This is a genomic window from Faecalibacterium sp. An121, assembly GCF_002160915.1.
Lineage (GTDB): Bacteria > Bacillota > Clostridia > Oscillospirales > Ruminococcaceae > Faecalibacterium > Faecalibacterium avium.
The window spans coordinates 58,658-74,355 of record NZ_NFLM01000006.1; the positions used below are offsets into that span (position 1 = coordinate 58,658).

Genomic DNA, 15,698 nt, shown 5'->3' on the forward strand with positions numbered 1-15,698 from the left:
TTGTAATCTCCTCAAAGCCGCCTACGATGCAGCGTCATACAGCCTTGTATATCGCTCATAGCAGCGGAGGATCTTCTCTACATAGTGGTTCATCCGGCTGTATGGGAAGGAAGGCAGGGTCTTGCCGTCCCCCACATAGTCCTCATGGGCCAGCAGGCTGTCCACCGTGCCCCAGCCGCTGTGGTAGGCCGCAGCGGCGGTGGCCACATCCCCGCCATACCGGTCCAGGCAGAGCCGGAGATAATACGCCCCAAAGCGGATGGCGCAGCCGGGGTCGTAGAGGTCGTCAAACGTCAGTGGTTCGTCGGGGGCCAGCTTGGACTTGATCCACTCAAAGGTGTCGCTGGTCATCTGCATCAGGCCCCGGGCCCCCACGCTGGACACTGCATCCGGCTTGAAACTGCTCTCGGTGCGGATGAAGGTATAGATGAGCAGCGGATCCAGGTCGTATTCCGCCGCATAGGTCTCCACCTGGGCGGAAAAGCGCCGGGGGTACAGCTGCAGCTCCACCTGGCGCACTGCGGTGGGCAGGCAGAGCAGCAGCACCGCCGCCAGCAAAAGGGCAATGCATGTTCTTCGTGATTTCAAACCGTCTGACCCGCGCCCCCTTTCGCCTCGGCCAGCAGCCGGGCCGCAAGGGCCTGGGCCTTGCGGTGCAGCTGCTCTTTGGTGCCGTCGTTGTGCAGCAGGATATCCGCCCGGGCCGCCAACTGGCTTTCGGGCAGCTGGGCGTCCAGGCGGCGGCGGGCCATTTCGGGGCTGATGCCGTCCCGCTGGACGATCCGCTCGACGCTGGTCTCGTAGGGAGCGGCGACTACCACCAGCTTATCCCACTGGCCGTCCAGGGCGCTGCCCACCAATACCGCCCCGTCGATCAAAAACAGAGGGCTGCCCGCAGCCCGGGCCTGCGCCTGGGCCTCATGGATGCGCCGGATGATGGCCGGGTGTGTGATGGCATCCAGCGCCGCCTTGCCTTCCGGAGTCTGGAAAGCGCGGTCGGCCAGCAGCCGCCGGTCCAGTACGCCGTCCCGAAGGATGTCGGAGCCGAACCGGTCCGCCAGCTGCACCAGCACCGGGCTGCCGGGCTGCAGGATCTCGCGGGAGATCTGGTCCGCATCGGCCGCCGGCACCCCCAAAGCAAGAAAGCAGGCGGTCACTGTGGATTTGCCGCAGCCGCTGCGGCCTGTGATCCCCACCGTCATCATAGCCGGATCACCCGGAACGCCGCGGCGCGGATCAGACGGTTGTATACCGCCATCGAAACGCCGTCCTTCCGGGGGCAGCGGGCGTAGACCACCCGGTCCCCCTGTTCGTCCAGGGCCCGCAGGCACCGGAAGATATGCCGGGACTGATCGGCCCCGTCCCCTTCCCGGCCATATTCCACGCAGGGCACGCCCAGTTTCTCCGCCTCCCCGGTAAAGCACAGGCAGGCGGGGTCCTGGCCGGCATGGGCTTCCACATAGGCCTTGAACTGCTCAAAGCTCCCCTCCAGGATGGTGATATCCGCTTTGGGGGCGTAGTGTTTGTACTTCATGCCGGGGCTGCGGGCTACCTCGCCCTCCGCCAGCTTTTCCAGGATGGCCCCGGACAATATCACTTCCTCGCCCAGGGCGCGCTCCAGATCCTCCAGAGTGATGTACCCGGGGCGCAGTAGGGTGGGCTTCTCTCCCACCACCGAAACGACGGTGGATTCCACCCCCACCGCACAGGGGCCGCCATCCAGGATCAGGGGCAGGCGGCCCTGCATATCGGCCAGCACATCCTGGGCGGTGGTAGGGCTGGGCCTGCCCGAAAGGTTGGCCGAGGGGGCCGCAAAGGCGCAGCCGCTGGCCTCGATCACCTGGCGTACCACCGGGTGGCTGGGCATACGGATCCCCACCGTGTCCAGTCCGGCGCAGCACTCGTCGGCCACCTGGGGGCCGCGGGGCATGATGATGGTCAAAGGCCCCGGCCAGAAGGCCGCAGCCAGCAGCTGGGCCCGCTCGGGGAATTCGCTGACCAGGCCGGGCAGCATCTTTACATCGTCGATGTGGACGATGAGGGGGTTATCCTGGGGGCGGCCCTTGGCCTTGAAGATCTTTGCCACCGCGCTGCCGTTGCGGGCGTCGGCTGCAATGCCGTACACCGTCTCAGTGGGCAGCGCAATGATTTCTCCCTGCCGCAAAAGGGCGGCAGCCCGGGCAATGCCATCCCGGTCCGCCGGGCAGAGAAGGGTTTCTATCGCATCCATTCTTTCATCGCTTTCCGGCGCGGTCAGGCCGCGCCTCATCCAACAGCTCAAAAAGCCAGTTTGCCCAGCTTTTCGGCCTGTTCATGCAGCACCAGGGCATCCAGCACCTCGTCCAACCCGCCGTCCATCACCTTATCCAGGTTGTGGACGGTCAGGCCGATCCGGTGGTCGGTGCAGCGGTCCTGGGGAAAATTGTACGTGCGTATCTTTTCGCTGCGGTCGCCGGTGCCCACCTGGGCCTGGCGCCCCGCGTTGATCTCGTCCTGCTGCTGGGCCTTTTTGTGGGCCAGCAGGCGGCTGCGCAGGATCTCCAGGGCTTTGTCCTTGTTCTGGAACTGGCTGCGCTCGTTCTGACACTCCACCACCATGCCGGTGGGCAGATGGGTGACCCGGATGGCGCTGGACGTCTTATTGATATGCTGGCCGCCGGCCCCCGATGAACGGAAGGTGTCGATGCGCAGATCTTTCATGTCCAGCTGCACCTCCACTTCCTCGGCCTGGGGCAGCACGGCCACCGTGGCTGTGGATGTGTGGATGCGGCCCTGGGTCTCGGTGTCGGGCACCCGCTGCACCCGGTGGACCCCGCTTTCAAATTTCAGGCGGCTGTACGCCCCCTGGCCGTCCACCGACACCACCGCCTCCCGCACGCCCCCCAGCTCGGTCTCGCTGAGGCTGAGCAGCTCCAGCTGCCAGCGCCGGTTCTGGGCGTACATGGTGTACATCCGCAGCAGGCTGTGGGCAAAGAGGGCTGCCTCCTCGCCTCCCACCCCGCTGCGGATCTCCATGATGACGCTGCGGTTGTCGTATTCATCCCGGGGCACAAGCAGCAGTTTGAGAGAATTTTCCAGTTTCGCCGCCTGTTGCGCTTTTTCGCAGATCTCCTGCTGTATCATCTGTTTGAAGTCCGGCTCCCGGGCGTCCTCGCTGTCCAGCAGAGCCTGGGCCTGGGCCAGGTGGTCCAGGGCGGTCTGCCATTCCCGGTAGGCAGCCACCGCCGGTTCCGCCTCGTGATACTCCTGCATCAGGCGGCGGAACAACGCAGGATCCGCCGCGGTCTCGGGCTGGTTCAGCCTGTGGGCCAGTTCTTCAAAGCGGCGGCTGACCACCGCCATTTGCTGTTCCAGTGACAAAAGGGTCTCCTTTCTGCATCGCGTCGCAAGTACCTGCAAAAAGAGAGCGTCTACCCTTTGTCGTCGGGACCGGGAGCGGGCTTCAGGACCTTTTTGATGTTCTTTTCGATCTTGGCCCGGGGCAGCATGACCTCCCGCCCGCAGCCTGTGCAGCGGATGCGGAAATCCATCCCCACCCGCAGCACCTCAAAGCTCGAAGCGCCGCAGGGGTGTTTTTTCCGTGTCTGAATGATGTCGCCCACAGCGATGTCCATAAAGCCGGACTCCTTTCCTTTCTGTGTGTACGGGCCAAAACGCACCGTATCCCATAGTATAAAACAAATGACCGCAAAAATCAACAAAGCAAATACCGGGCTGAAAAATTGCATATGCTGTAACAGGCCGCCCCGGCGGCTTGCTACCGACCATGCAACAGAACCGAAGAAAGAGGAATGAAAGATGATGCAAACCTTTAGAACCGAAGGCAACTACCGCGACGCGGCCCGCCTGGGCAGCGCCGAACTGCGGGCCGCCATGGCCAGCGGCGAGATCCTCCAGAGCACCGCCCTGGCCTTTGACACCCAGCGCCAGCTGCGGTTTGAGTTGGGCGGCGTGCGGGGGGTCATGCCCTTTGCCCAGTGCGCCGACGGCGCAGGCATCGGGACCGTGCGCGACATCGCGGTGCTGACGCGGGTGGGACGCCCCACCTGCTTTGTCATCGAGAGCCTGGAGCAGGACTCCCAGGGCCGGCCCTATTACCTGCTGTCCCGCGCCAGAGCCCAGCAGATGTGCAAGGCAGAGTACCTGGACACGCTGGGCCCCGGGGACATCCTGCCCTGCGCGGTGACCCACATCGAGTCCTTTGGGGCGTTCTGCGACGTGGGCTGCGGCATCAGCGCCCTGCTGCCCATCGACTGCCTGTCGGTCAGCCGCATCTCCTCCCCCGCCGACCGGGTCAGCGTGGGCCAGCAGATCCTCTGCGCCATCCGCAGCCGGGACGCCCAGGGGCGCTTTGTCCTGACCATCCGGGAGCTGCTGGGCACCTGGGCCGAAAACGCCGCCGCATTCTCGGCCGGGGAAACGGTGGTGGGCATCGTGCGCAGCGTGGAGGAATACGGCACCTTCATCGAGATCGCGCCCAACCTGGCAGGACTGGCCGAAAGCTGCCCCGACCTGCGCCCCGGCCAGGCGGTCAGCGTCTACATCAAGAGCATCCTGCCCGAAAAAATGAAGATCAAGCTGGTGATCGTCAACCGCAACCTGGGCCAGAGCCATCGGTTCGACCTGCAGTATTTTATCACCCAGGGGCACATCGACCGGTGGGTCTACTCCACTCCCGAGAGCAAAAAGCAGATCGTGACCGAATTTACCTGCCCGGCCTGCAATCCCGCTTGAAATCCGCGCCAAAATTCCTTATACTGTTTATATTGACCTAAAAGCCATACCGGCGGGCCGCCGCCCGCCCTTGTGTATAAAGGATGTGAAGAACCATGGCTGAACGCGATGCTTTTACCGCCGGGGTCCGGCCCGGCGGGCTGAACAACAGCACCGAGATCCGTCTGCTGCTGTGCTACCTGGTCCAGCACAGCGGCCCCATCACCCAGCAGCAGCTTGAGGCCGGGCTGATGGACGCGCAGCTGGTGAACTATTTTGAGATCGGCTCCTGTCTGGATGACATCAAGCGCCAGGGCCTGGTGCAGCAGGACGGGGACGGGCAGTTCACCATCACCGAAAAGGGCCGCCGCGTGGCCCGGGAGCTGGCCTACGACCTGCCTCTCAGCGTCCGGGAACGGGCGGTGGCCGCCGTGGTCAAGGCGCAGCTGTGGACCCGCAAACAGGCCGAATACAGCGCCGTCATCTCGGAGCGGACAGACGGGCACTGCACCGTCCGCTGCATGATCAACCGGCTGGACGAAAAGCTGTTCTGCCTCGAGCTGGGGATGCCCGACCGCCTGACCGCTGAGCTGGTCAAACGCCAGTTCATCCTCAAGGGCAACGAAATTTACCAGCTGCTCATCAACAAGCTGACCGAAGACGAGCTGTGAGCAGCCAAAAACTGTTCAAAGTTTGTTCACTTTCCCCTCACAGTTTTATCACCCCATACAAATCTTCATCAAACGGTTGACAAGCTTTCATCCTCGTGCTACTTTTGTGTCGTTCAAAAGCCAGATGCCAAATGCGATGAACAGGACGCACCTGCCCGCACACCGCTTGCAGAGAGCCGCCGACGATGGGAAGGCGGCAGCAAGGAGCGGGCCGGCCATCCCCTGCAAGCAGCCTGTGTGAACGGCGCGCCGCGCCCAGTAACCCAGGCCGGGAAGCCCGCCGTTAGAATGGGCACGCGGTAAAGAGGCCCAGAGCCTTCCGCCGCGGCAGAGCGGCCGCCTTTCGGGGCGGCAAGCAAAGTGGTAACGCGGAGCATTCAGCCTTCGTCTTTGCAGCAGCCTTCGGGCTGTCCTGCAAGGGCGGAGGCTTTTTTCATGCGGCATTTCCGCGCAGCCGGCTGGAGAACCACCGCCCCGGACCACGGGGCAGGGCCTGTCTGGACCATCCAAAGCGCCCGGCGCGGCCGGTCGTTCAGGCTCGTCCAAATCAAAAGAGAGAAGGGAAAATCATGAACACACTCGTAATCGTCCTCATCGCGGCGGTGTGCCTCATCGCGGCCTATGCCCTCTATGGGCGCTGGATCGCCAGGAGCTGGGGCATCGATCCCACCGCCAAGACCCCTGCCGTTCGCCTGAACGACGGCAAGGACTACGTCCCCACCGATGGCTGGACCGTTTTCAGCCATCAGTTCAGCTCCATCGCCGGGGCGGGCCCTGTCACCGGCGCCATCCAGGCAGCCGCCTTCGGCTGGCTGCCGGTGCTGCTGTGGATCCTGCTGGGCGGCATCTTCTTTGGCGCCGTCACCGATTTCGGCGCCCTGTACGCCAGCGTCAAGAACGACGGCAAATCCATGGGCCTGCTGATCGAGAAATACATCGGCAAGCTGGGCCGCAAGCTGTTCCTCCTGTTCTGCTGGCTGTTCACCCTGCTGGTCATCGCCGCCTTTGCCGATATGGTGGCCGGCACCTTCAACGCTTTCGGCACCGACGGCGCACTGGTGGAAGCCGCCCAGAGCAACGGCGCAGCCGGCACCATCTCGCTGCTGTTCATCGTCTTTGCCATGATCTTCGGCCTGCTGCAAAAGCAGTTCCACTTCACCGGCTGGAAAGAGGTCGCCGTGGGCCTGGTGTGCACCGTGGCCGCCCTGGCCCTGGGCATGATGATGCCCCTGATCGCCGACCAGAACACCTGGACCTACATCACCTTTGTCTACATCTTCTTTGCAGCCGTACTGCCCATGTGGCTGCTGAAACAGCCCCGCGACTATATGACCACCTTCATGTTCATCGGCATGATCGCGGGCGCCGTGGTGGGTCTGCTGGTGGCCCATCCCACCATGAACCTGCCCGTCTTTACCGGCTTCCACAACGCAAGCCTGGGCGATCTGTTCCCCATCCTGTTCGTCACGGTGGCCTGCGGCGCCGTGTCGGGCTTCCACAGTCTGGTGTCCTCCGGCACCTCCTCCAAGACGGTGGAGAACGAGAAGGATATGCTCAAGGTAGGCTATGGCGCCATGGTGCTGGAGAGCCTGCTGGCGGTGCTGGCCCTGTGTGTGGCCGGCGCCTCTGCCGCCGCTGACGGCACCGCTGCCGCCGGCACCCCCTTCCAGATCTTCAGCCGGGGCGTGGCCGGCTTCCTGGAGATGTTCGGCGTGCCGGTCTATGTGGCGCAGTGCTTCATGACCATGTGCGTATCCGCCCTGGCCCTCACCAGCCTGGACGCCGTGGCCCGCATCGGCCGGATGAGCTTCCAGGAGCTGTTCAGCGTGGACGACATGGCCCACGCCGAGGGCTGGCGGAAGCTGCTGTGCAACACCTACTTTGCCACTGTGGTCACCCTGGTGTGCGGCTTCATCCTCACCAAGGTGGGCTACTCCAACATCTGGCCCCTGTTCGGTTCGGCCAACCAGCTGCTCAGCGCCCTGGTGCTGGTCACCCTGTGCGTTTTCCTCAAGGTCACCGGCCGCAACAACAAGATGCTGTTCCCTCCCCTGGTGATCATGCTCTGCGTCACCTTCACCGCTCTGGTGGAGCGTCTGATCGCTCTGATCCAGGCATTCCAGGCAGGCAGCGCCACCTTTATGCTGGAGGGCCTGCAGCTGATCATTGCCGTGCTGCTGATCGCTCTGGGCCTGACCATCGTGGTCAACTCCCTGCGCTCCTACTTCCAGGCCAAGCACAACAGCGAGGTCAAATGATCCCGCTGTAAAAAACAAGACCCGCCTTTCCCGGCTGCACAAGCGGAAAAGGCGGGTTTTTATTTTGTCCCGGCCGGGGCTTTTATGCCAGCCAGGCCAGCAGGGCAGCTTGGGCGGCTTCAGGGCTGGGCGCGGGCGGCCCGCCGGTGAGGTAGGCCACCGCGTCATCCCATTCCCGCTGGGGCGCGCAGCCGGGGGCGGCTCTTTTTATGCGGCTGAGGGGATCACTTCTTCTCGTCCAGAAGCACCACGCCCTCGGGCGGGTTTGCGTTGATGGCCCCTACGATGGGGTGCGGGACGTAGCACTCCTCCAGATAGGCCACTTCCTCTGCGGTCAGGTGCACGTCCAGCGCGCCGGCGGCATCGTCCAGATAGCGGGTCTTGGTGGCCCCGATGATGGGAGAAGCCACCCCTTTGGCCCACTGCCATGCAATGGCGATCTGGGACATCTTGCACCCCTTCTGCCGGGCCAGCTCATCCACCCGCTGAACGATCCGGATATCCTGCTGCTCCATCCGGTCATATTTGCCCATGGCTACCCGGTCGGTCCGGGCCCGCAGGGTGTCGGCCTCCCAGGTGGGGCGGGTCAGATGGCCGGCGGCCAGCGGGCTGTAAGGCATCAGCGTCACTCCCATCTGCCTGCAAATGGGGATCAGCTCCCGCTCATCCTCTCGGTACAGCAGGTTGTAGTGGTTCTCCATGGCCGAGAAGGGGGTCCAGCCGTGGTCCCGGGCGGCCAGCTGCATATTGTAGAACTGATAGCCGTACATGGCCGACGCGCCCAGCGCCCGCACCTTGCCGGCCCGGACCAGATCGTGCAGGGCCTCCATGGTCTCCTCGATGGGGGTATCGTAATCAAAGCGGTGGATGATGTACAGATCCAGATAGTCGGTGCCCAGCCGCCGCAGGCTGCCGTCGATCTCCCGCATGATGGCCTCCCGGGAAAGGCGGCCGGGGTTGAAATAGACCTTGGATGCGATCACCACCTTGTCCCGCGGGACATTGCGCTTGAGGGCGCGGCCCAGGTACTCCTCGCTGGTGCCCTCCGAATAGCCGTTGGCGGTGTCAAAAAAGTTGATGCCCAGATCCAAAGCGTGCCGGATGACCTGCTCGCTGGCGTCCTCATCCAGCGTCCAGTCGTGCATGGTGCCAGCCTTGCCAAAGCTCATGCAGCCCACACACAGCTTGGAAATGGTGATGTCGGTGCTGCCCAGTTTTGTGTATTCCATCGTCTTGCTCCTCTCTTTCGGCGCTTTACTCTACCGCCTTGTTGATGCAGGTGATGGCGTTCAGGCTGCGGGGATACCCGATATAGGGCAGGCACTGAGACACCACCCGCACCAGGAACGCCTTATAAGCATCCAGTCCCTGGCAGCCCACCAGCGCCGCTAGGATTGCCAGCCAGCGGGTGGGTGCATCCAGCTGCTGGCCCTCCTCTGCGGGCACTTCCTCAAAAGCAAACCGTTCGGCCCGCTCCATAAACGCGAGGTCTGTCTTTCGATAGTCCATCGTCCGATCCTCCTTTGTAAGATCTTCCAAGCTGAAAAATGGCGGCAGGCTGCGCGCCGCCTCACTTCAGGCGGTTGCCCAGCTGGTACGCCTGCTGCGGGTAACGGGAGTGCTGGGTCATGGACGGGGTGCCGCAGCCGGCCCCCAGCACCATCCCCATATCCTCAAACCCCAGATAGCGCACCAGAGTCTTGTAGTGGGCCTCCAGCGCTTCAAAGGTCCAGCTGTCGTCGTTCCAGGCGGCGGCCAGCAGGGCCGATTTCATATGCCTGCGCTGGATCGAACCGTTGAAAGCGCAGAACCGGTCGATCAGGGTCTTGAGCTGGGCGGACATCCCATAGTAATACAGCGGCGTAGCAAACACCAGCATATCCGCCCCCAGGATGGCCGGGCGGATGCGCTCCATCCCGTCTTTCTGGGCGCAGGGGCCCTCATACCCGCAGTGGATGCAGCCGGTGCAGGGGTGGATATCGGCATAGGCCGCGTCGATGATCTCCACCGTGTGGCCCGCCTCCTCCGCCCCCTGCCGGAAGCAGTCGGCCAGCAGGTTGGAGGAGCCCTTCCTGTTGGGGCTGCCTGCAAGAATAACGATCTTCATTGCTTCTCACCTTCCTTTCCGGTCCGGATGTTGATTTCATTATAGGGCGGCGGCCGTGCAATGTCCAATACCTATCTTTTATCGCGATCCATACGCCTGCCACATAATTCAGCGCATAAAAGTCCCCCGAACGTTCGTCCGGGGGCAATGTTTATTCCAGCGCAGCCCGCAGCATATTGACCTCCTGGATGAACAGCGAGGACGCCGGGGAGAACAGGCGGTCCTTCTTCCATACCAGGACGCTGATGCGTTCGGGCGAGATGGGGATAAAGCGCAGCTGCGGGCTGCTGTGGATGGCCAGGGCGCCGTCCAGGCAGAAAGCGCAGCCCAGCCCAGCCTCTACCAGCAGCACCGCGTTGGACAGCAGCGTATAGCTCAGCGGGATGCTCAGGTCTTTTTCGTCGCATTGCAGCCAGTTGAGGATCTCGGCCCGCACCGGCTCCCGCAGAGGCAGGATCAGAGGGTAAGCGGCGGCCTCTGGCGGACGGATGACCTGGCTGCCGGCCAGGGGATGGTCGGCCCGCATCAGTACGCCCCAGGTCTCCTTCTGCGGCAGGCGGACAAAATCGTATTTGGCGGTGTCCACCGGCTCCAGCAGCAGGCCGATATCGATCAGACCCTTGTCCATCCGCTCCTTGATGTAATCGGCCATCTCGTTGTACAGAACGAAGCGGACCTGGGGGTACTTGTCCGAAAACTCCTTGATGATCCTGGCCAGCAGGCGGCTGCCCACCGCCTCGGTGGCCCCGATGGAAACCACCCCGCTCACCTCTGCATTGCGCCGGGCAAAGGAACGCTCCAGCCGGTCGGCCAGCTCTACGATCTCCTCGGCCCTCTGGCGGAAAAAGCGGCCCTCATCCGTCAGGGTCATCCCCTTTTTGCCCCGTGTCATCAGGGTGGCCCCCAGCTCCCGCTCCAGGTCCATCAGCTGGCGGCTCAGGGTGGGCTGGGTCACGTGCAGCAGGTCAGCGGCCCGGGTGATATTCTCCTCGTTGGCCGCCGCCAAAAAATAGCGCAGAGTGCGCAGTTCCATCCAGCCATCCTCCTTGTTGCCATTTGATCCGGGGCATATCCTAACGCCCGGATGTGTTCCATGCTATGCTCCCATGGTAGCACAACCGGCCCCGGAACGCAACAGGTCCATGACTTCCCAGCGCTGTTTTATTCCCCCGCCGCGGCCAGCCAGACTGCCAGTTTCGCAGCCAGGGCGTCCGGGCCGGCGGTATCCAGCACCCCCAGAGCCTCGGTCACCTGCGCCCCCGGGCACAGACGCTGCACTTCCTGGCGCATGGAGCAGGGCACCCCGCCGCAGTGGGAATAAAAGGGCAGGATCTTTTTGCCCGCCCAGTCGTGCTGGCTCAGCCAGGAGGCCATGGGCGGTGCGATGGCGCCGCACCAGTTGGGAGAACCCACACAGACGGCGGTATAGCCCTGCGGGGACGGGGCCCCCGGCAGCAGGCTGGGACGGCGGCCGGCATGGATCTCCGCCTTGACCTGCCGCAGCAGCGCCGGAAAAGCCATGGGATAGGGCTGCCAGGGATAGATCTCCCTCCACTCCCCTCCTGTGAGCTGCTGCAGCGCCCGGGCCACCCGGCGGGTGTGCCCTGTATAGGAATAGGAGACGATCAGCAGCCCGGGCTCCGTCGGGCCGTGCCGGGCGGTCATCCCTGCGCCAGATCCTTGCCAAAGGACATACATTTGCCCAGTACATCCCCGGTCCTGAGATACTGATAGGTGGGCATTTCAAACAGCACCGGCTTGAGGATGCTGTAATCCAGCCTGCCCTCCTGGTCCAGCACAGCCTCGTCGGCATAGGTGGCGTCGATGGTGCAGATGATGTTGTCAAAGCCGGGCGTATCGTAGAAATCCGCCGCAGTGCAGGCCATCACCACCGGGGCGTCGGAGATCATGGGGACGCCGCCGTCGCTCATCTCCCAGCGGAACAGGCCGGACTTGTCCTCCCGGCTGCCGCTGACACAGCCCGCATGGTCCGCCCTGGGCAGCAGCGCCTCGTCCACAATATTGATCGAGAGCTTGCCGGTGGCCCGGATGCCCTGGTTGGTGTAGTGGGTCTTGGCCAGACTGACCATCACATGGTCATGGCCCATGATGCCCAGATGCCCTACAAGCAGCCAGTTGGGTTTGCCCTCCACCATAGCGCCCACCACCACCAGCGGGGTGGGATACAGGGCCAATGCGTTTCCGATCTTCTTTTTCATGGTGTATACCTCCTTGGAATGTCTTTCAATGGTCCCTCTGTCCGTAGTATAGGGCAGAGAATGAGGTATGTCCAATGCTTCTATTTCATCGAGATCCATACGCCTGGCGCATGGATCGGCGAAAACGTCCGGCGGGGCCTGTCCGTCTGATTTGTGTCCATCCTGTGACATTTCCATGCTTTACGCGCATGAATCACTATAACAACCAAGTATTGGACAAACGTCCCCTTTTGCTTTATGATAATAGCAGAACAGTGCACTGTATCACATTCATCTTCTATTTGAACGAGAGGGGCATTTCCATGAAAAGACGTGATTTTCTAAAGCTGTCCGCTGCCGCCGCCCTGGCTGGCGCCGCAGCGGCCTGCGGCGCGGCTCCGGCGGCCAGCGCTTCTTCTGCACAGGCCTCCAGCCTGACGGCCAGCTCAGCCAGTTCAACCGCTTCGGCGGCTTCCAGCGCAGCCAGCGCGTCCGCCCAGGCTGCCGGGAGCCGTACCCTGGTGGCCTGTTATTCCGCCACCGGCAACACAGCCGCCGTAGCCGGGTACATTGCCGACGCCACCGGCGCAGACCTGTTCCTGGTGCAGCCGGTGGACCCCTACACCGACGAGGAGCTGAACTACAACGACAGCGGCAGCCGGGTCTCACAGGAGCACGCAGACCCCGCCCTCCAGACGGTGGAACTGGAAGCCACCACCCCCGACGGCTGGGCGGACTACGACACCGTTTTTGTGGGCTATCCCATCTGGTGGGGGCAGGCGGGCTGGCCGCTCAACGGCTTTGTCACCGGCAACGACTTTGCGGGCAAGCGGGTCATCCCCTTCTGCACCTCGGCCAGTTCGGGCCTGGGCAGCAGCGCCCAAAACCTGGCCCAGCTGGCCGGTTCGGGCGATTGGCAGGAAGGGATGCGGTTTCGCTCCTCGGCCAGCGCTGAGGATGTAGCCCAGTGGCTGGCCGGGCTTTCTCTATAAAAAGGAGGATACAGCCATGAAACGGCGCGATTTTCTCAAACTCTCCGCCGCCGCCGTCCTGGGCGGGGCAGCCGCAGCCTGCGGCGCGGCCCCGGCGGCCAGCGCTTCTTCGGTGCAGGCGGCCAGCCCGGCCCCTTCCGCCGGCTCTGCCAGCCCGGCAAGCTCCGGCGGAGCGGACACGACCTCCCTCACCACCAACGAGGGGGACGTCATCGCTCTGACGGACCTGCAGCACCGGACCCAGGATGCAGCCGCCCCTGTGGTCTATTTCACCCGGGAAATCAGCGCGGCGGCGCTGGTGCGGGCCTATGAGGCTCTGGGCTGGACGCCTTCGGGACGGGTGGCGGTCAAGCTGTCCACCGGCGAACCTCCCGCCTCCAATTACCTTCGCCCCGAACTGGTGGCCGACCTGATCCACCAGCTGGACGGCACCATCGTGGAGTGCAACACCGCCTATAGCGGCGCCCGCAGCTCCACCGAGGAACATTACCAGGTGGCCCGAGAGCACGGCTTTGCCGACATCGCCACGGTACAGATCCAGGACAAAAACGGCTCGATGACCCTGCCGGTGGAGGGCGGCGCCCGGCTGCAGGAAAACTATGTGGGGGCGGCCTTTGCCGACTACGACAGCTATGTGGTGCTCTCCCACTTCAAGGGCCACGCCATGGCAGGCTACGGGGGCGCCATCAAGAACATCTCCATCGGGCTGGGCAGCTGGGAGGGCAAACAGTGGATCCACTCGGGCGGCACCGGCGGCAGTATGTGGAGCGGCGAACAGGACGCTTTCCTGGAGGCCATGGGGGACGCGGGCAAATCCGTCTCGGATGCCCTGGGGCACGGGGCGCACATCGTCTACCTCAATGTGATGAACCGCCTGTCGGTGGACTGCGACTGCGACGGCAACCCCGCAGAGCCCGAAATGGCCGACATCGGCATCCTGGCCTCCGCCGATCCGGTGGCCCTGGACCAGGCCTGCATCGATCTGGTGTACGCCGCCCCCAACCATCAGGCTCTGGCCCAGCGCATTGAGAGCCGCAACGGCATCCACACGCTGGAGAACGCCCAGGCCATCGGCCTGGGAAGCCGCAGCTACCGGCTAGAGCTTTTGGAGGGATAAGACAAAACCGGGAAAGTATGAGGCGGGATTTTTGTCTGCCGCGGCACCTCCCGCAGTCTGGAGGGCGACCGCCGCACCACCGAGCAGGCCCTGCGGGAAGAATAGGCAGCAGCAAAACGCGCCGCCCGTGCAGGTATGCATGGACGGCGCGCTTTTCGCTCTTTATAGAAGAATGCAGATCAGGCCGGTGCAGCCCTCGTTGATCACCCGCTCCAGGGTCTCCTGCATTTTGGTGCGGGCTTCCTGGGGCATATGCAGCAGCTTTGCCTGCAATCCCTCGTTGACCAGTTCATGCAGGCTCTTGCCAAAGATGTTGGACTCCCAGATCTTGACCGGATCCTCCTGGCAGTCGGCCAGCAGGCTCTCCACCAGTTCCTCGCTCTGGCGTTCGCTGCCCACGATGGGGCTCAGTTCGGTGCGGATCACCGCCCGCATCATGTGGATGGACGGTGCGCTGGCTTCCAGCCGCACACCGTACCGTCCCCCCTGCCGGACGATCTGGGGCTGTTCCAGGTGCAGCTGCTCCACCGAGGGCATCACGATGCCATAGCCGGTGGCCTCCACCTGCTCGAGGGCACTGCGCAGCTTCTCATATTCCCGTTTGGCCCGGGCCAGCTCGATGATGCAGGGCATCAGACCCGCTTCGTCCCCGATCTCCAGCCCGGTCTGCTCGCTGAGCACCTGGTAAAAGACCTCGGGTTTCAGCTCCACCGTCACCCGGACGCTGCCCTCGGCCAGATCCATCCCGGTGACAGACGACTGCTGCACCGCGTCACAGGCCAGGCCCTGGCCGCCGCTTTGCAGGTCCTTCATGCGGGACACCCGGCTGGCAAAATCCATGGCCGCCCCATAGACGCTGCTTTGCAGCCAATGGCCGCTCTCCAGCATGGTCACCCAGCGCGGCATGGCAAAATCCAGCTCCCGCACGGGGAACTCATACAGCACCCCTTCCAGGATCTTTTCCAGGGCGGGGGCATCCAGGTCGATGCAGCTGACCGGCAGCACCGACCGGTGGTACTGCCCCTCCATGGCGGCCGCCAGCCGGACGGTCTCGGGGGCGTCGGGATGGGCGCTGTTCAGCAGGATGACATAGGGCTTGCCCAGCTCCTCCAGCTCTGCGATCACCCGCGCCTCAGCTTTTTCGTAGCCCGCCCGGGGGATATCGCTGATGGTGCCGTCGGTGGTCACCACCACGCCGATGGTGGAGTGATCCCGGATCACCTTGCGGGTGCCGGTCTCAGCCGCCAGGTCAAAGGGCACCGCCTCGTCGAACCAGGGACTTTTGACCATCCGGGGCTTCTCGTCCTCCTCGTGGCCCATGGCCCCCTCCACCATATAACCCACGCAGTCGATCAGCCGCACCCGGCACTCGCCGCCCCCCTCCAGCTGGAGGGGCACTGCCGTCTCCGGGATGAACTTGGGCTCGGTGGTCATGATGGTGCGGCCGGCAGCCGACTGGGGCAGCTCATCCCGGGCCCGGGCCCGGGCGGCAGGGTCCTCCAGCGCGGGCAGCACCAGGGCCTCCATAAACTGCTTGATCAAGGTGCTTTTGCCGCTGCGCACCGGGCCCACCACTCCGATGTAGATATCGCCGCCTGTCCTGGCGCCGATCTCCCGATACAGTACAGGATTTTCCACGGTG

At 63.7% G+C, this 15,698-nt stretch carries 16 protein-coding genes and 1 pseudogene; 5 read left to right on the forward strand and 12 right to left on the reverse strand.

Features of this window, described 5'->3' with window-relative positions; all coding sequences use genetic code 11:
• Positions 1-21: 21 nt before the first annotated feature.
• From B5E66_RS04770 to B5E66_RS04790, 5 genes are all read right to left on the reverse strand, one after another.
• Positions 22-588 (reverse strand): lytic transglycosylase domain-containing protein, encoded by a 567-nt coding sequence (locus B5E66_RS04770; RefSeq protein ID WP_087229359.1) that lies wholly within the window; start codon positions 586-588, stop codon positions 22-24.
• Positions 585-1,205 carry a dephospho-CoA kinase gene (gene coaE, locus B5E66_RS04775; protein ID WP_087229362.1) on the reverse strand — a complete coding sequence of 207 codons (621 nt, stop codon included), beginning with the start codon at positions 1,203-1,205 and terminating at the stop codon, positions 585-587. The genes B5E66_RS04770 and coaE overlap by 4 nt, the downstream gene beginning before the upstream one ends.
• Positions 1,202-2,230 carry an L-threonylcarbamoyladenylate synthase gene (locus B5E66_RS04780; protein WP_087229365.1) on the reverse strand — a complete coding sequence of 343 codons (1,029 nt, stop codon included), beginning with the start codon at positions 2,228-2,230 and terminating at the stop codon, positions 1,202-1,204. The genes coaE and B5E66_RS04780 overlap by 4 nt, the downstream gene beginning before the upstream one ends.
• A gap of 47 nt (positions 2,231-2,277) precedes the next feature.
• On the reverse strand, positions 2,278-3,342 hold the full coding sequence (gene prfA, locus B5E66_RS04785; protein ID WP_087229368.1) for a peptide chain release factor 1: 1,065 nt from the start codon (positions 3,340-3,342) through the stop codon (positions 2,278-2,280).
• A gap of 68 nt (positions 3,343-3,410) precedes the next feature.
• Positions 3,411-3,614, reverse strand: coding sequence for a DUF951 domain-containing protein (locus tag B5E66_RS04790; protein WP_087229371.1), 204 nt, complete (start codon positions 3,612-3,614; stop codon positions 3,411-3,413).
• A gap of 184 nt (positions 3,615-3,798) precedes the next feature.
• On the opposite strand from B5E66_RS04790, the gene B5E66_RS04795 reads away from it, so the two are divergent.
• From B5E66_RS04795 to B5E66_RS04805, 3 genes are all read left to right on the forward strand, one after another.
• Positions 3,799-4,734, forward strand: a complete 936-nt coding sequence (locus B5E66_RS04795) for a S1 RNA-binding domain-containing protein (protein WP_087229374.1) — start codon at positions 3,799-3,801, stop codon at positions 4,732-4,734.
• Positions 4,735-4,829: 95 nt separating this feature from the next.
• Positions 4,830-5,384 (forward strand): DUF4364 family protein, encoded by a 555-nt coding sequence (locus B5E66_RS04800; protein ID WP_087229377.1) that lies wholly within the window; start codon positions 4,830-4,832, stop codon positions 5,382-5,384.
• A gap of 569 nt (positions 5,385-5,953) precedes the next feature.
• Positions 5,954-7,642, forward strand: coding sequence for a carbon starvation CstA family protein (locus B5E66_RS04805; RefSeq protein WP_087229380.1), 1,689 nt, complete (start codon positions 5,954-5,956; stop codon positions 7,640-7,642).
• Positions 7,643-7,866: 224 nt separating this feature from the next.
• Here B5E66_RS04805 and B5E66_RS04810 read toward each other — a convergent pair whose 3' ends face one another.
• From B5E66_RS04810 to B5E66_RS04835, 6 genes and pseudogenes are all read right to left on the reverse strand, one after another.
• On the reverse strand, positions 7,867-8,871 hold the full coding sequence (locus B5E66_RS04810) for an aldo/keto reductase (RefSeq protein WP_087229383.1): 1,005 nt from the start codon (positions 8,869-8,871) through the stop codon (positions 7,867-7,869).
• 25 nt (positions 8,872-8,896) lie between these two features.
• Positions 8,897-8,995, reverse strand: a pseudogene (locus B5E66_RS13605) (carboxymuconolactone decarboxylase family protein); the annotation flags it as partial.
• A gap of 217 nt (positions 8,996-9,212) precedes the next feature.
• Entirely contained in the window at positions 9,213-9,749 is a 537-nt protein-coding gene (locus B5E66_RS04820) for a flavodoxin family protein (protein ID WP_087229386.1), read from the reverse strand.
• Positions 9,750-9,900: 151 nt separating this feature from the next.
• Entirely contained in the window at positions 9,901-10,782 is an 882-nt protein-coding gene (locus B5E66_RS04825; RefSeq protein ID WP_087229389.1) for a LysR family transcriptional regulator, read from the reverse strand.
• 128 nt (positions 10,783-10,910) lie between these two features.
• Complete coding sequence (locus B5E66_RS04830) at positions 10,911-11,414, reverse strand: flavodoxin (protein WP_158098330.1); 504 nt, start codon at positions 11,412-11,414, stop codon at positions 10,911-10,913.
• Complete coding sequence (locus B5E66_RS04835) at positions 11,411-11,968, reverse strand: flavin reductase family protein (protein WP_087229396.1); 558 nt, start codon at positions 11,966-11,968, stop codon at positions 11,411-11,413. The genes B5E66_RS04830 and B5E66_RS04835 overlap by 4 nt, the downstream gene beginning before the upstream one ends.
• A gap of 302 nt (positions 11,969-12,270) precedes the next feature.
• Here B5E66_RS04835 and B5E66_RS04840 point away from each other — a divergent pair, with 302 nt between their 5' ends.
• A complete protein-coding gene (locus B5E66_RS04840) occupies positions 12,271-12,939 on the forward strand; it encodes a flavodoxin (protein WP_087229399.1) in 669 nt (222 codons plus the stop codon).
• A 16-nt stretch (positions 12,940-12,955) separates the two neighbouring features.
• Complete coding sequence (locus B5E66_RS04845) at positions 12,956-14,056, forward strand: DUF362 domain-containing protein (RefSeq protein WP_087229402.1); 1,101 nt, start codon at positions 12,956-12,958, stop codon at positions 14,054-14,056.
• 162 nt (positions 14,057-14,218) lie between these two features.
• Here B5E66_RS04845 and spoIVA read toward each other — a convergent pair whose 3' ends face one another.
• Positions 14,219-15,694: a stage IV sporulation protein A gene (gene spoIVA, locus B5E66_RS04850; protein WP_087229405.1), complete on the reverse strand. Its 1,476-nt coding sequence runs from the start codon at positions 15,692-15,694 to the stop codon at positions 14,219-14,221.
• Between the last annotated feature and the right edge of the window lie 4 nt (positions 15,695-15,698).

Coding starts and splice junctions, on each gene's coding strand:
- B5E66_RS04840 (WP_087229399.1), top strand. CDS start 12,271: ATGAAAAGACGTGATTTTCTAAAGCTGTCCGCTGCCGCCGCCCTGGCT.
- B5E66_RS04835 (WP_087229396.1), bottom strand. CDS start 11,968: ATGAAAAAGAAGATCGGAAACGCATTGGCCCTGTATCCCACCCCGCTG.
- B5E66_RS04780 (WP_087229365.1), bottom strand. CDS start 2,230: ATGGATGCGATAGAAACCCTTCTCTGCCCGGCGGACCGGGATGGCATT.
- B5E66_RS04825 (WP_087229389.1), bottom strand. CDS start 10,782: ATGGAACTGCGCACTCTGCGCTATTTTTTGGCGGCGGCCAACGAGGAG.
- B5E66_RS04800 (WP_087229377.1), top strand. CDS start 4,830: ATGGCTGAACGCGATGCTTTTACCGCCGGGGTCCGGCCCGGCGGGCTG.
- B5E66_RS04820 (WP_087229386.1), bottom strand. CDS start 9,749: ATGAAGATCGTTATTCTTGCAGGCAGCCCCAACAGGAAGGGCTCCTCC.
- B5E66_RS04810 (WP_087229383.1), bottom strand. CDS start 8,871: ATGGAATACACAAAACTGGGCAGCACCGACATCACCATTTCCAAGCTG.
- B5E66_RS04845 (WP_087229402.1), top strand. CDS start 12,956: ATGAAACGGCGCGATTTTCTCAAACTCTCCGCCGCCGCCGTCCTGGGC.
- coaE (WP_087229362.1), bottom strand. CDS start 1,205: ATGATGACGGTGGGGATCACAGGCCGCAGCGGCTGCGGCAAATCCACA.
- B5E66_RS04790 (WP_087229371.1), bottom strand. CDS start 3,614: ATGGACATCGCTGTGGGCGACATCATTCAGACACGGAAAAAACACCCC.
- B5E66_RS04795 (WP_087229374.1), top strand. CDS start 3,799: ATGATGCAAACCTTTAGAACCGAAGGCAACTACCGCGACGCGGCCCGC.
- B5E66_RS04805 (WP_087229380.1), top strand. CDS start 5,954: ATGAACACACTCGTAATCGTCCTCATCGCGGCGGTGTGCCTCATCGCG.
- B5E66_RS04830 (WP_158098330.1), bottom strand. CDS start 11,414: ATGACCGCCCGGCACGGCCCGACGGAGCCCGGGCTGCTGATCGTCTCC.
- prfA (WP_087229368.1), bottom strand. CDS start 3,342: ATGGCGGTGGTCAGCCGCCGCTTTGAAGAACTGGCCCACAGGCTGAAC.